Annotated in this window: 8 protein-coding genes; 7 read left to right on the forward strand and 1 reads right to left on the reverse strand. The window is 50.6% G+C overall.

Annotation, left to right across the window (positions count from 1 at the left end; translation table 11 throughout):
* Nucleotides 1-28 precede the first annotated feature (28 nt).
* Together H924_RS03790 and H924_RS03795 are read left to right on the forward strand one after the other, a co-directional pair.
* Nucleotides 29-1,168 (forward strand): LGFP repeat-containing protein, encoded by a 1,140-nt coding sequence (locus tag H924_RS03790; RefSeq protein WP_052160411.1) that lies wholly within the window; start codon nt 29-31, stop codon nt 1,166-1,168.
* Nucleotides 1,165-1,632: a hypothetical protein gene (locus tag H924_RS03795; RefSeq protein WP_155861922.1), complete on the forward strand. Its 468-nt coding sequence runs from the start codon at nt 1,165-1,167 to the stop codon at nt 1,630-1,632. The genes H924_RS03790 and H924_RS03795 overlap by 4 nt, the downstream gene beginning before the upstream one ends.
* A gap of 83 nt (nt 1,633-1,715) precedes the next feature.
* On the opposite strand, the gene mobF is transcribed toward H924_RS03795, so the two are convergent.
* Nucleotides 1,716-5,720 carry a MobF family relaxase gene (gene mobF / locus H924_RS03800; protein WP_015650638.1) on the reverse strand — a complete coding sequence of 1,335 codons (4,005 nt, stop codon included), beginning with the start codon at nt 5,718-5,720 and terminating at the stop codon, nt 1,716-1,718.
* 202 nt (nt 5,721-5,922) lie between these two features.
* Between mobF and H924_RS03805 the strand changes: the two genes are divergently transcribed.
* The 5 genes from H924_RS03805 (at nt 5,923) to H924_RS03820 (ending at nt 13,426) form a co-directional block, all read left to right on the forward strand.
* Nucleotides 5,923-6,366 (forward strand): hypothetical protein, encoded by a 444-nt coding sequence (locus H924_RS03805; RefSeq protein WP_015650639.1) that lies wholly within the window; start codon nt 5,923-5,925, stop codon nt 6,364-6,366.
* Between the two features lie 2 nt (nt 6,367-6,368).
* A complete protein-coding gene (locus H924_RS03810; protein WP_015650640.1) occupies nt 6,369-6,929 on the forward strand; it encodes a hypothetical protein in 561 nt (186 codons plus the stop codon).
* Nucleotides 6,930-7,112: 183 nt separating this feature from the next.
* Nucleotides 7,113-7,292: a hypothetical protein gene (locus H924_RS03815; protein ID WP_015650641.1), complete on the forward strand. Its 180-nt coding sequence runs from the start codon at nt 7,113-7,115 to the stop codon at nt 7,290-7,292.
* A gap of 189 nt (nt 7,293-7,481) precedes the next feature.
* A complete protein-coding gene (locus H924_RS14340; protein ID WP_015650642.1) occupies nt 7,482-7,817 on the forward strand; it encodes a hypothetical protein in 336 nt (111 codons plus the stop codon).
* Nucleotides 7,818-7,921: 104 nt separating this feature from the next.
* Nucleotides 7,922-13,426, forward strand: coding sequence for a helicase-related protein (locus H924_RS03820; protein ID WP_015650643.1), 5,505 nt, complete (start codon nt 7,922-7,924; stop codon nt 13,424-13,426).
* The last annotated feature ends 6 nt before the right edge of the window (nt 13,427-13,432 follow it).

The raw sequence follows: 13,432 nt of genomic DNA on the forward strand, positions 1-13,432 counted from the left end.
CTGGCCGTCCCCTTACCAGGTGTGCGGTTTGATACGAGAGCTTTACGATTCTATCGGTGGTCCACAGAGCTTTCTCACGTTTCCCAAGTCTAATGAGCTGACAAATCCAGACGGTGTTGGGAAAAGAACAGAGTTCATTAATGGCTTCATCTACTGGCATCCCAACACTGGTGCCCATACGGTTAGCATTCCAGCTACAGTTGTCTGGGCCAAATATGGATGGGAATCGGGGCACTTTGGTTACCCGTTAACTAGTGATGTGTCCCTTGGTGATCAGTGGTTCAGGCAGAGTTATCAAGGTGGATATATTTACACCCGAAATTCAGTTCCTGCAGTTCAAGCAGGAATTCAAGGAGCTATCTACGACAAGTGGGCTGCTATGGGGGCGCAAAATAGTGTTCTTGGATTCCCTATCGGTAACGAGGAAACTACGCCAGATGGAGCGGGGAAATATAACCTCTTTGAGCGAGGAATTATGATTTGGCATCCACTTTATGGTGCGTATGCAATAACTGGAGATATCCTTCTCCAATGGGTCTATTCTGGAGGCTATACAGGACAAGTAGGATACCCCACTAGCGATCCTGTGGAAGATACTGACGGTTGGAAAAAGCAAGATTTTGTCGACGGTCCAATCTATGGAAAACATCTCGAAACTATTTTTCCATCTTGGAACCCTGCAGCCGGGGCGGAAGATGAAAGTCCCACCCTTCAGAATGACGCACGAGGAATAGCAGGTGGTAATTCGTACACAGACCACGAAATTATACCTAGGTTTGAAGACGCCTGTGGCGAAGACTTGATCCTTCGGCGGGGCTGGTATGACCCGGCGGTAAAAAAAGGACCATGGGGATATGACAAAATTGTCCACAAACATGGTCTATGGAGCATTCGCACTATCGAGACGTATTTATCAAAAGCATGCAAAGATAGGACGGAAGGTACTGATCGGGTATACGAAGACGAAATTGACAATAGAATATGCGATCTTCTTCAGATTTGTAGACCTACTGGTGAAACCTTTACCTTGCGATCAGTTTACGAAACAGAAGCATTTGGCGGTGCTCGTGAAAATCGAGGTATCAACACAATGTATCCACCATCAGGAGGGACTGCGGATAAAGTTCCTGAGTGGTTCAATGTCAACGATAACAAGGACGAGAGATGATGTTGCTCTTGATGAATCTGCCCCGGTTTGTTGAGTTTATGGATAAAAAACTTCACATTATCGAAACTGAGAACATCTATGTCGAGGCTGGACAGCAGAAGTATGCACATTTGAATGTTATTAGTGCATGGGATGATGGGCTGATTTATCAAATGGTTATCCGTGTTGATGCGGGCACTGTTCAAAGATTCGTTGGTTATTCTAGTTCGGCAGATCGAAACCTTCGTGAGTTTGGAGAAGCTTCAGATGATTACGCAGGCTTAGAGGATTTTTTGTCGCAGCACATTCGTCGTGAAAGCATGTACGGAGATTTCATTCTCCGGAGGCTTGAGGAGTCTCCGGATGAGATTGTGTGGCGCTATCCAGAACCAAACGATGAAACCCCTAGCACTTTGAAAGAGCTATTCGCATTAAAGGATAAGGAGAATATCTGGTTCAGTTCAAACTTTCAGCCGACAAATTAGTCATCATAGCGTGCAAGTTTGTTGCGGAGTTATAGTAATCTTCGTTCGTTTTTGTGGGCTGATTTTTAAAGGACTCAATGCCTTTAAAAGGCGCGATCATCCTGTCGTTCTATCAGAATTGCAGGAAGTTCATCTTTGTCTGGCAGATGGCTTTGCTCGAAGCGTGAAGCGCCCGTGGAGGTAGATGCAATCGGAAGATCGGTATCTACCTCACAATCACGTAGCTCAGACATGAAGCTTGTTGTCGTGGTGTGATCTGCTTGTGCGCCGGTGAGATCAGAGCTGAGGAAGGTAGCGAAGTTTGCGGCAGCACCTCTCAAGTCCAGGTTTTTTAATTGACTCCACGTGACCTCCAGCATATGAATTACAGCATGTGCAAAGGACATATTTTCACCGTCAACGCTCAAGAAATCAACCTTGGCGGAGTAGTCTGCATCTGCACCTATAGTAGCTCCTGCAAAGCTTGTACCCTCCATGTGTGACATGGAGAAGTTCACCGCTTTAAGTGATGAATCGGCAAAGGATGCATCATCTAACCGGCACTTGGTGAAGGTGACGAGATTAAGTTGTGCTCCATCAAAGCGGGCGTTGGTGAAGTCGCAGTTTTCAAATTTCAGGCCTCGTAAATCTTGGCCTTGAAGATCGAGACCAGTGAAGTTCTGGTTCTCGATGATGTCGCCTTCGGTGAAGATTACATCTGTGGCCACCGCTTGCTGAGCTGTGTGACCGTGAAGGAACTCTGCTTGGTTTTCGTCTAACCACGTCACTAATTCCATGTCCGTCAAGTGGGACAGTGGGGGAATGCTAAAAGTGTCTGGTTCTTCGGGAAGATGTTGGCGAAGTTTATAAGCCAGGAGCCGACCCAAGTCTTTATAATTGTCACAGTGACGCATAGCTTCTTGGGTCAATGGGCGCGGGTCAATCCCTGACTTTAACAAAAATCGCCATGCAGCATCGACTGGTTCGAGTCCATCTCCAGTGGTGGTCAATGCTTGGTAATCGGCTGTAGAGAGGCTTTCCACAAATTCGGTTAGATGTGCAGAGACGAATTGATCTACTGCTAAGTCATGGCCATGAATCCAGAGTGCGCGCTTGCGATCTGGGGCGGTTGCTTCGTCAACGTTTTGCCATAAGGTCTCGATAGCTGAGGTCTGGTGATTGTCCTTTTTAAGTACCTTTTCCAGCACATCGCGTGCTGTAGGAGCTGCATCATTACCGCCGTGGTGGTAGTGAGCGTCCTCAGCGTCTTCGTCAAGAATGTGCTCTGTGACCGTGTACGTGTAGGTTGCGTATTTGCCACGAGTGAGTGCAACATACAGCCCTGCTCGATCAACAGATTGGTCGATAACTGCCCTCGCAACATCGACTGTTGCGCCCTGTGCGCGGTGGACTGTGGATGCGTATCCTAGTTGCACATTGGTGGTGACGTAGTCAGCGGGAAGTGTCTTTCGATCACCGCTATTATTGTCAACAACAATAAGTTCGCCTGTCTCGGAAATAGCTTCAATGGTGAATAGATCGCCGTTCGAGACTCGTCCTGTAACGCCATGCTGTGCGTAGGTGAAAACGGTATTTTTGCGTGCTAAAACTACGTCTCCCACTCCGCATACTTCATCTCGACTGAGTTTAATAGTGCGGCTATCATCGACTTCTTTGTTCTCGATTCGCGCGCTTCGAATCATTTCATTTAGTGCCGCAACATCGGCATTGGTGGAGGCTAGAAGCAGGGATTGTCGTCCTGCAGCGGTGTCATGAAGATAGTCTTGAGCTGCATCAGTGAGCATTGATTCCCGTGCGCCACCGGTAACCCAGCCCCGTTCAAAGTGCAGATCGAGACCTTCTGAATTTCCCTCCCGGATCTTCAAAGAGGCCTCGGACTGCTCTGTATCATCTTTGAAACGCATGACATCTGTGAGCGTTACTGTGTTCCCAGTTCGGGTCATTGCACCAAATAGGCCGCCTGATTCCACAGCGTCAAGCTGTTTTGGATCACCGATGAATCGCACGACTGCGCCAGCTGCGCGAGCAATGTCAATCAAAGCGGAAATGTTGGTTGTTGATGCCATTCCCGCTTCGTCTACTAGCAGCATATCGCCGGGATTAATCTCGATTGGAAGTTCAGTTACGTCGTGGCCACGCTTGCTGGGGTGCTTTCCATTCCATACGAATGTCAGTGAATCAATGGTGGATGCTGGCGCGTCGATGTCTTTGGCTAAGACTTTCGCAGCTGCAGCAGATGGTGCCAAACCAATGACGTTGCCACCTGTTTTCTTCCATGTGGTGGCCACCAATTTCATGGATGCAGTCTTGCCTGTTCCAGCAGGTCCGACACCAGTTGCAGCGAGTGTTCCACAAGTTAAAAGATGACGGGCGAGGGCTTCTTGGCCATCATTGAGTGACCAGCCCTCTCTGTCTGTGTGAGCTGTAAGTTCAGAAGAAACAAGAGAGTTTGAAGCAAAAACTGCAACTGGTTCAAGAACAGCGTCGAGTGCTTTTTGCTCTGCTTCGAGGACTTCTTTTGTCGTGAAAACCTCTGAGTCTAGGAGCTTGTCAATCGCGTGTCCATCGGCATCAAGCAGCTGGGTGGGGAGGTCTAGCTGCTCATTCGCATTTAGTGAAATGCCATGTCGGTCAATGATTTTTTCGAGTATTTGGTCTTGAATTTCGTCACGATGTTGAGTGGATTCAAAGCGAAACGCCATTAATTTTGACGCTATTGCAGTGTGAATGTGGCTGCGTCGAAATGTGGATCGGCGGCGGATTATGGTCTCTAAAGCATCATCAATAATGTCGCTGTGATCAGTGAAGTTAAAGACTGGTCGCTGGTCTTTCGTCTCAGAATTTAAAACAGAATTGACGGATTCAAGCAGTTCTTTTCCGTTGTCTAAGGCGCGTATTTCCTCCATCCAATTCTCACGGAGATCAGTCAATGATTCTGCGGGTCGTTTCGCAGATCGAGTGTCCAAAATGGCTTGCTGCCAGAGCTTGTTGACCATTCTCTTTGATGGTGCAACGCCGTGAGCCTCGATGTATTCAGCTACCATTCGGTCATAAACTGGGCGTGCGCCAGCGCGTCGTTTAGAGAATTGGTCTAGCAACTGTGGATCAACACCGTCAACTTCCCAGACTGCTTCTTTTCCTTCACCACGATCATGTGCGACGAATTCTACGCCCATTTCTCGGTTCAAAATGTCGGCTAGAAGTGAGTTGTAGCGAAAGCCCATAGCCTGATGGAAGCGAAAAATTGTGCGCCCATCAAGCGATAACCATTTGCCATTTTCGTCCTGGACTTTATTGGAAACCAGCACGTGGGAATGCAGGTCGGGATCACCTAAACGGGTATCAAAGTGTGTAAATTCAGTGGCGATGATGCCCTGAGTCTTCACCTGTTTGATTCCTCCAGCGCCTTTCCTTGTACGGATTACTTCTTCTTCTACCCATGCCATGGCCTCGGAAACGGCCTTGTGATGGCACTCCGCTATGCGTGCGGCGGTTTGTTCATCAGCTAATGCCCACAGCACAGAAACGGACTTGACTGGGGAGAAAGTGAAGTCGTATCCTGCGCAAGCCTGCTTCACATTTTGTCGCTTCGTATTGATCCAGTCGAGTAATTCTCTTTTGTTTGCCGGTGGAACACCGTGAGCATCCATGAAGTGGGGGGAGCCAACTTCTATAGCGATTTCTGCGCGCTCTTCAGCGGTGGGGACGGCGTTGTTGTTAATCCTAAATGCTCGTTCGGCTTCACGAAGTGCGGTGAGAACGGGATCATTATTGGTGAAGTAGGGGAAGGGACGACCGATTTTACATTGGTCGAGACCCTGGCCGTTTTTGACCATCTCATCAGATTCAGGATGAAGGCCTTCGCCGTACAATGCTGCCATTTGTAGCTCAGTGATTTCGCCACCTTCGACTACAGCGTCAGTGTTAAAGCCAGTTAGTCCTGATCCCATCCAGCGTCCGGGAGGTGTGCCTTTCGCAGCGTAGTAATCGGAGAGCTTTTGCTGTTCAGGCGGGGCATCGTTGGTCGCAACAGAGCGCAGTAGGTACTCGTACCCACTGCCTGCATTGACTGGTCTGATGCTGAGCATGAGAGCTAGTTTATCGTACTTTTCCCGTCAACACTAAAGAGTGCATATGGTGTAAGGGGATTTTTACGGCGTAGCCGTTGACGGTGGCCGTCAGGCCACCGGGTTTTTGGGGGTAGATCATTCAAAGGTGGTTGCGGTAACAGGTGGATCATTTAACCTCAACGGCTGAGTACTATCCCTCAAGTAGCAGAGAAGGAAAATTATGAAGGCTTCGCGGAAAGCAAGAGATCGTGCCCGCAAGGACCATGCAGAAAAATTTGAGCAACTCCAACGCCAGGTGGAAGCGCAAGCAGTCATTCTTGACCTGCTCGATGAGCAAGAAAAACTGGAAGCGAAGTTCGGCCGCGCGGTGGATGTGTTGCGTTCGCTAGGAGTTAAGGCCGCGGAAGTGGAGGAGTCCACTGGGCTGAGCAGTCTCCAGCAATCCCGGTATATCAAGATCTGGCAGGAGACAGGAAACCTGGAGGATGAGGAGCCTCAGGAAGACTCGGAGGTGGAAGAAGAAAAGACCACACCTGAGTCTGGCACCGAGGTTGCTCAAGAGCCGGAAGAAACGGAAGAGTCAGCGGTAGTTGAATCTATCGCTGAGGCGGCAGAAGCTTCAGATTCATTTGGCTTCCCGCCACGTAAGGCAGTGGACGTTTAAACATGGAGGATTGGGAGCAGTGGGAACTTTTCAGCATTAGCGGCACGCCAACCCCGGCGTCGGTGAACGCTCGGAATGTCATCACCAACCCTAACCTTCGTGCTACACCAGATGCTATTTCACGCTTTTGGCGGCAGGTAGTTAAAGGGCCAGCAGACCACTGCTGGATCTGGGTCGGTGCGGTCTCCACACCTGATGGCTACGGGCGAATCTCCTGGCAAGTGGATGGGCAGCGACGCACCTTGTCTGCTCACCGATTTGCCCTCCTGCTTGATCACGGTGACGTGCTCCCGGACGGCATCGTCGGTGAGCATTCCTGCTGTGAACCCCTATGCGTGCGTGTGGGAGATGAGCACCTTCGACTGACAACCCAGTCGGCTAATATCTCCTACGCGGTTGCGCGCGGACGGCACAACAGCAACCGGAAAGTCGTAGATTCCGATCAGCGGGCAACGCGCTCACTTCGCGTTCGCGCTGCGGTGAAAGATGGATGGGATCTGCGCACCCTTCGTGCCGCACAAGACAACTTCCCCACCATCCCTGGACAGAATCTGCTCTGGTGAAAGTGCTTGTGTTGCGTTTGGTCTAGGGTGGCTGATCTTTTCCCGCGCTTGCGGGGGATAGCGTTTATGTTCTTGCATCTGTGAGGACATAAACGCTTTTATTATTAATCCTGATGGTAATGATTGCGCTACCAACTCATACGGGATATTCTCTACGTACGTACGTAGAGAATGGGAGGAGAAGTGACAGAGATTCCAGAAGAGAAGTGGCAACCACCCTTGGTCGTGAAGATCACTACCCAGATGACTATGGAGCACCGGAAAATGATTGATGAACTTTCCCGTGAGACCGGGAAGAAACCGTGGCAGCTCATCCGAGATGCTCTCGACTACACCTACCTGCATAAAAAACCTGAGGACTAACCAGCCACCCCCGAAACGTAGACCATGGATGCGCTAAGCCGCATAACGCTTTAAGTTCCTGCCCGCCCATACGCACGTACGGCGGAAAGGAAAAAGATATGGCGCGACGAAGAAAAAACACCATTCACGACGATCAGATCTCATTGTTCGATGAGCTGATGAACCCCTTGATAGGACTTGGAGAAAACAATGACACAGTTGAACTGGCAATCAATCATGATGGCTCGGCAGACACTGGGGCTACCCGTGGACGACGCGACGATGAGCACAGTTCAGGAAGACCTGGAGGAGAGAGTGGACGACCTCTTCCAGACGATCAACTGGCGAGCCGAGCGGGAATGGTTCGACCAGAATCCCGGACAGTTAATTCCCTCGGAGGTGACGATCAGCTTGCACCAGCAAGCGCTGAGGGAAGCGGTAGCGCAGATCATGGACGACGAAGTGAACGATCCAATGCAGCAGCACCTGATCGCGCTGGAGGAAGCAGAGGAGACACAGCGACAGCAGACACTCGACGCAAGCTGACATTTACGTGGTCTACAGACCGCAGTGGGACACCTTCCACTTATTCACCTGGTGTTGTTGATGTTCCGTCGACACCGCGTGAGCGTGCGCGTGTCAATCTCGAAGTGCTGGAGCTTTTACGCACCCTTGAAGAGGATGATCGCTTCGCAACTCCGGCAGAGCAAACCAGACTTGCTCAGTACAGCTCTTGGGGCGGATGTCGTGAAATTTTCGACCGCACACTCTCATCCTGGACAGCCGAGCGAGACCGTCTCCATGGGCTTGTCGATGATCGAACCTACAGCCAGCTTCGTGAAGCTGGCTTGACTGCTTTCTACACTGCGCCCGATGTCACACAGGCGATGTGGGGTGCGCTAAAAGAAGCTGGGTTAAACGCCGGTACGGTACTTGAACCTGGTAGTGGTGTGGGTGGTTTTATCGCCTCAGCACCCACAACTGTTCGCATGGTTGGCGTTGAAGTTGATCCTGTAGCCGCAACTATTTCTCGTCATCTCTACCCCGCAGAGACCATTCGTAATGAAGGCTTTGAGAAGACTTCGGTGGCCGATGGTTCGTTTAACGCTGTCATTGGCAATGTTCCTTTCGCCGACATGCGACTCAACGACCCAGCACACAATTCTGGACAGCATTCGATCCATAATCACTTCATCATCAAGTCGCTTAACCTTACTCAGCCTGGCGGCTACGTGGCGCTTCTCACCAGCTCATTCACCGCTGACGCACAGCGCAGTGACGCACGAAAAGAGATGATCGATCGTGCTGACCTGATCTCTGCGGTGCGCCTACCGTCACAAGCTTTCAAGGCGGTTGCTGGAACAGAAGTCATCTCAGATCTTCTCGTCTTCCGGGTGCGTGAACCAGAACGACAATCTACTCAAAAGAGTGTGGACTTCCTTAAAACTGATGTGTTGGAAGTTGGAGATAAAGAGTTGCGCGTCAACGCAACCTTGGCACGAAGTACCGGGAATATTCTCGGTACCGCAACAGTGTCTACGGGTCGCTTTGGTGATCCTGTGCTTAACGTTTCTGGCAGCGCATCAGATCTTGGTGAGCGTCTAGCTCAAGTTGTCTCGGGCGACATTGCTATTGCCAAATCTCAGGGCTTGGGACATACGGCTTCTTCATCCGTGGCCGCAGAAGAATTCACTCGCAGTTCGTCATTGGAGACTGTTCTTCCGGGCACATATCGCTATGCTTTCGATGAGGCCGGGGTTCCCCAATTTGAGCAATACGATGCTGGATCTAGACAGTGGCAAACAGTCGCGTTCCGAGGATTCAATGATGCGCGGAAACAAGAATGGAAACAGCTTCTTGAGCTTCGAGATGCTGTTGTTGATCTCAGGGATGCTTATACCTCCGGTACTGCTGATCAGACTTCACAGAGTCAACGTGTTCTTTCTGATCGCTATGACACGTACGTAGAAGAGTACGGGTTGATTAACCGGTTTGAAGCCCCTAAGCCCTCTCCGCCGACGAAAAAGCAACAGGACGAAACTTTCCGTGATCTTGCCAATGAGTGGCGTCTAGCTCATGGAGAGCCAGCAACCGCGGATCTACCAGATGAAGTGGAAGCAGATTTCCGTGAGCAGGCATCAGCCCCTCGAATCGTTGATCCAACTCCGCGCCCACATCTCAACCGAATCAGCCGTGATCCACTTTTTGCTCAGGTTCGTGCATTGGAAAGCTTTGATGCAGAATCCCAGACTGCTGAAAAATCTCCCATATTCCTGTCCAACCCGGCTCGTCGGTCTTTAGAGGTTTCTTACTGTGACAATATCCAGGATGCTGTCTCAATCTCACTAGACCGCGTCAACGCTATTGATCTCTCTCTTATTTCTTCGCTCATGGATGAAGAGCCGGCGTGGGTGGAAACTGAGATTGAACGCGCCAAATTGGCCTATCGTGATACTGCCGAGCCAGAGCGATTCATCCGCGCTCAGCAGTATCTTTCGGGACAAGTCTTTACCAAGCTGGAAGAAGCACAGCTCGCTGCGCAAACTGACTCACGGTTTTGCCCTAATGTCGAAGCATTAGAGGCGGTTCTTCCCGAACGACTTGATTCGATTGACGTTCGTCCAGGTGCAAGTTGGATTCCTCAGGAGGTTTACAAGCAGTATGCAAGTGAACGTCTTGGACTGCACCCTGCCCGGTTTACGATCACGCACGAAAATGACACTTGGTATGTCAACGTTGACAAGGGGTCGTGGGGCTATGGTGGCGAGCAAGACCAAAGGTTCGGGGTGATTGCTGCTAAGAACGCCTACAACGGCCCGTTTAACTTTCAAGCCACAGGAAAAGCTTCAGCAGCCTCAAATCAAGGCGTTGCGTGCAACAGAAACGACGGTGTGGTGGTCACAGCACCTCAGATGTTTGAGTCCATTCTCAACTTGTCTTCGCGCACACTAAACTATTCAAAGGCATGGAATGAGGAGCACCCCCATGGCGGATCAGTTCACTCAGAAGCCTCTGCATTTGCTGGTCGCAAAGCCAAAGAAATGCGAGAAGATTTTGCGCAATGGGCACTAGATGATCCGCAGCGCCGTCAACTCCTAGTAGATCGCTACAACGACATTTTCAATGCCCATGTAGCAACACAGTGGGATGGTTCTCATCGCACAATGCCAGGTCTAGGGGAGAGCTTTAAACCGTACAACTACCAGCTCAACGCAGTGGAACGTATGGTCAATTCTCCTTCCACTTTGTTGTCGCATGTTGTGGGCGCAGGCAAGACTGGAACCATGCTCATGGGGGCCGCAGAGCTGAAACGTTTGGGCAGAATCCACCAGCCCTGGCTCGTGGTGCCCAACCACATTGCCTCCCAGATAACCAATGAGGCGATTCAGTGGTATCCCAATGCGAAAGTGCTGTCTGCCTCCGGGATCAACACTGCTGAGGGCAGGCGTGAATTTGTCGCACAGACCACCGCCGATGACTGGGATTTCGTCATTGTGCCTCAGTCGGTTTTTGAGCGAGTACCTATGAGCATTGAGACTCAGCTGCGCTACATGGAAGGGCAAAAAAGCCAGCTTGAGGAATCACTCTGGCGAGCAAAAGAAGCCGCAGGAGGCGATGAAAAAGCTTCGTCGGTCCGTGACATCATCCGGAATGTGAAAAACCTAGAAACAAAAATTGAGGACATCCTCAACCGAGAGCGTGATGTCGGCCTGGAGTTTGAGCAGACTGCTTGTGACTATCTTATTGTCGATGAAGCGCACCTGTATAAGAACTTGATGCGCTCATCTCGGGTGCGTGATCTCACCTGTGCTGGATCTAGCCGTGCCTCTGATCTGCATATGAAGCTGGAGTACCTGCGCGATACTAAAGATGACAATGCCCCTGTCGTAACCTTTGCCACCGGCACACCGATTGCGAATAATTTGGCGGAAATCTGGGTCATGATGCACTACCTGCGCCCTGACTTGACCACCGGAAATAGTCTTGGCTCAGTCAATGAGTTCGCGGCTACGTTCACCGAACAGGTCGAAGACGTGGAGATGAACCCGTCAGGTACAGAACTTCGGAAAGTGACTAGAACTTCCGCATTTCTCAATACCGGCGACTTGGCTACTGTGTCCTCATTGTTCATTGATTCAGTCACCCGTGACCAAATCCCAGCAGCTTTGCCTCAATTGGGAGACGCTGGCGAGAACACAATTATTGAGTTTGAAGTCGAACAGGAAGTCAAGGATTTCATCAATGATCTTGGTTGGCGAGCGGATTACAACTGGGATGAAGATCCAGAACGCCGGGCGATGAAAGAAACCTATGGGCCAAAGATTGATAACGCGCTCAAGATCAGCGGTGACGGCAGAGCCGTCTCATTACACCCATCCCTAGCCAATCTTCACGTTGATGGAGCAGGCGCGCGCGTGCAAGCTGTCCAGAACCAGATCCTTGATGTGTGGGAGAAGAATCGGGATCAGATCTACATTCAGGGTGGAGAAGCATCCCCGGTGACTGGTGGCCTCCAGATTGTCTTTTGCGACAAGGGGACACCCAACAAAGATGATCGGTTCTCTGTCTATCAGGGGCTGAAAGATGAGCTGGTGAAGTCTGGCATGGATGCTCAGCGAATTCAATTCATCCATGATTGGGATCATGACCGCGATGCACTCTTTAGAGACTGTCGAAATGGGCATGTGGATGTTTTGATTGGTTCGACAGAAAAGTTGGGCACGGGTGCCAATATTCAAGCTCGTGCGGTGGCGCTTCACCATGTCGATGTGCCGTGGCGACCAGCTGACTTAGAGCAGCGCGAAGGCCGTGTGATCCGCCAGGGCAACCTGAACAAGCGGGTAGAAATATTTAACTACATCGCTAGTGGCACATTCGATGCCGTGCAGTGGCAGACTCTGGCACGCAAAGCAAAGTTTATCTCTCAGTTTTTGTCGGCTGATCGGTCGATTCGTCGGATCGAGTCTATTGAGGATTCTGGCGCTCAAGCTGCTGCACATAATAAAGCTATTGCGACTGGTGATCCACGCTATGTAGAGCTGATGGAATTGGAAACCCGTGAGCGCGAACTTGTTTCGCTGCACTCGGAGTGGAAAGCAAAGGGCAGTTCAGTGCGCTTCCAGCGCACTGTCGAAGAGTCTGCTGTTAAGAGACTGACCAGCGAAGTTTCTGCTTTCGATCACGTTTTTGAGGGTGCAGCGCAGTGGGTGGCTACTGATCCGGAGCAACGAGCCTGGACAGATTTGAAAACAGGACAATATTTCGAAGATCGCAAGCAAGCCGCAGAACATGTGGGGTCAACTGTGGTCGATATGTTTGGTCGCCGAACTCTGGAACCGACACCGCTGATTTCTATTGGTGGTGTGGACTTCCATGCGTGGTACTACGTGCCCACGTCCTCAGTGGTGATTTCGCCACTAGGATCTGATGGGTTTGCTGGCCGGGAAATTCAGCTGAAAGCCGATGATCTATTTAATGATCAAACTGATGCCCCTCGTAGGAATCTGAGAATACTCACACGGGTAGAAAACCGTGTGAAGTCGATTCCTGAGGACTTGAATAAGACGATGGCATCGTTGGAGAGTTCGAAGTTGCGCTTGGCGAAGCTGGAATCTTTCGTGGCCACAGATTTTGAGCACACTGATGAGCTGTCATCTGTGGTTAGGCAGCGTGAGAGCTTACAGAGGGCGCTGGCAGCTGTCAGTGAGTCCCAGGCGGCTAAACAGCTCCAGAGAGAGCGTGATGCTCGCAATGACGAGCATGGTCGTGAGCCTGGCTGGACGTTGCGGCTTAATCCTTCTCCAGGCTATGCCGACATGGTTGAAGATCGCAGCCAGCGGGAGGTGATTTATCATGCTCAGCGCGACACTCTCGAAGCACAGTACAACGCAGGAACTTTGACTGTGGATGAACTTTCTGCCGGGCTACAGCAGTTAAATTCTGGATCAGTTATTGATAATGATTCAGCTCAGAAAGAATCTGAAGCCCCGGTGGGCGTTGTCTCTGATGTGGTTGCTCATACCCCGAATACCAGTTTGCTTGACGTACTGGGAATGGATACCTCGACAATTGCCCCGATGGGAACAGTGGTAAAACCCTTAGAGGATCAAGTGGTTTTATCGGAGCAAGAAAAGGACAATTCTCAGTTCATGTGATATGCG

The organism is Corynebacterium callunae DSM 20147 (genome assembly GCF_000344785.1).
GTDB classification, from domain to species: domain Bacteria; phylum Actinomycetota; class Actinomycetes; order Mycobacteriales; family Mycobacteriaceae; genus Corynebacterium; species Corynebacterium callunae.

Bases quoted from the DNA above. Each gene is read 5' to 3' on its own strand.
- H924_RS03795 (WP_155861922.1), top strand. From the start codon at position 1,165: ATGATGTTGCTCTTGATGAATCTGCCCCGGTTTGTTGAGTTTATGGAT.
- mobF (WP_015650638.1), bottom strand. From the start codon at position 5,720: ATGCTCAGCATCAGACCAGTCAATGCAGGCAGTGGGTACGAGTACCTA.
- H924_RS03805 (WP_015650639.1), top strand. From the start codon at position 5,923: ATGAAGGCTTCGCGGAAAGCAAGAGATCGTGCCCGCAAGGACCATGCA.
- H924_RS03810 (WP_015650640.1), top strand. From the start codon at position 6,369: ATGGAGGATTGGGAGCAGTGGGAACTTTTCAGCATTAGCGGCACGCCA.
- H924_RS14340 (WP_015650642.1), top strand. From the start codon at position 7,482: ATGACACAGTTGAACTGGCAATCAATCATGATGGCTCGGCAGACACTG.